Raw genomic sequence first — 1,186 nt, 5'->3', positions numbered from 1 at the left:
GCGAATGGCAGCACTGGCAGCAAACCCAGAAACGCCGCCACGAACTCGCCGAAATCCTCGTCAAACAACAGGAACAATTCAACGCGGCACAGGCCCAGGCCGCCCACTGGTCGGAACAACTGGCCAACCACCCATTGCTACGGTCAACCGGAAAAAACGACCAAAATTCAAATCCCGAACCGTTCAGCGGAGACCCCGCCGCCGGCCTCCCGCGCTGCATCGACGCCATCGCCGACCTGACCCGCCAACTCGCCGCCCAACAAGGCCGCCAGACGCAACTCGACGCCAATCTCGCCCAACAGCAAAAAGTCCTCACCGAAGCCACAACCGCCTGGCAAACCGCCCTCGCCGCCAGCCCCTTCGCCGACCTCACCGCCTATAGCGCCGCGCTGCTACCGCCGGAAGAACGCCAACGCCTGCAGCACATCAAGGAAACCCGGCAACTGACGCAGCAACAAGCCGCCGCCGTCCTCAAGGCTGCCAGCGAAAAGCTGACTCGTTTGCAGAGCAACCCGCCAGATTCGCCCCATCCCCCACCCGGCCTCCCCCTTGAAGGGGGAGGAGAAAATCCCCACGTCTCGCCCCCTCCCCTTCAAGGGGAGGGCCGGGGTGGGGATGGGTTCATCCCGCCGCTGGCCGAACTAGAAGAAATCCTCACCCACCTCGAAACCCAACGCCGCACCCTCACCGAACAACTAGGCGCCCAACGCGCCCTCCTAACCCGCGACGAACAAGCCCGCCAAAACCAGCAAGCGCTATTCGCCCAGATCGCCGCCCAAACAACCGAAAGCGACCTCTGGCAACGCCTCGACAGCCTCATCGGCTCGGCCAAAGGCGACAAATTCCGTAAATTCGCCCAAGGCCTCACCCTCGACCACCTGCTCCACCTCGCCAACACCCACCTCGCCCGCCTGCACGGCCGCTACCTGCTGCGCCGCAAAACCACCGGCGAACTCGAACTCGACATCGTCGACAGCTGGCAAGGCGAAGTCGCCCGCGACACCCGCACCCTCTCCGGCGGCGAAAGCTTCCTCGTCAGCCTGGCGCTAGCGCTGGCCCTCTCCGACCTGGTCAGCCACAAGACCAGCATCGACTCGCTCTTCCTCGACGAAGGCTTCGGCACCCTCGACGCCGACACCCTCGAAATCGCCCTCAACGCCCTCGACACCCTCAACGCCAGCGGCAA

General features: G+C 64.4%; 1 protein-coding gene. It reads left to right on the top strand.

The genetic code is table 11. The features are described from left to right. Positions 1 to 1,186: SbcC/MukB-like Walker B domain-containing protein (locus tag ADADOO_RS02590; RefSeq protein ID WP_511274760.1), on the top strand; the 1,186-nt coding region annotated here is incomplete at both ends.

It is taken from the genome of Azonexus sp. (assembly GCF_036170495.1).
Lineage (GTDB): Bacteria > Pseudomonadota > Gammaproteobacteria > Burkholderiales > Rhodocyclaceae > Azonexus.
Note: the sequence above shows the minus strand (reverse complement) of the source record. Positions and strands in the feature narration are given on the sequence as shown.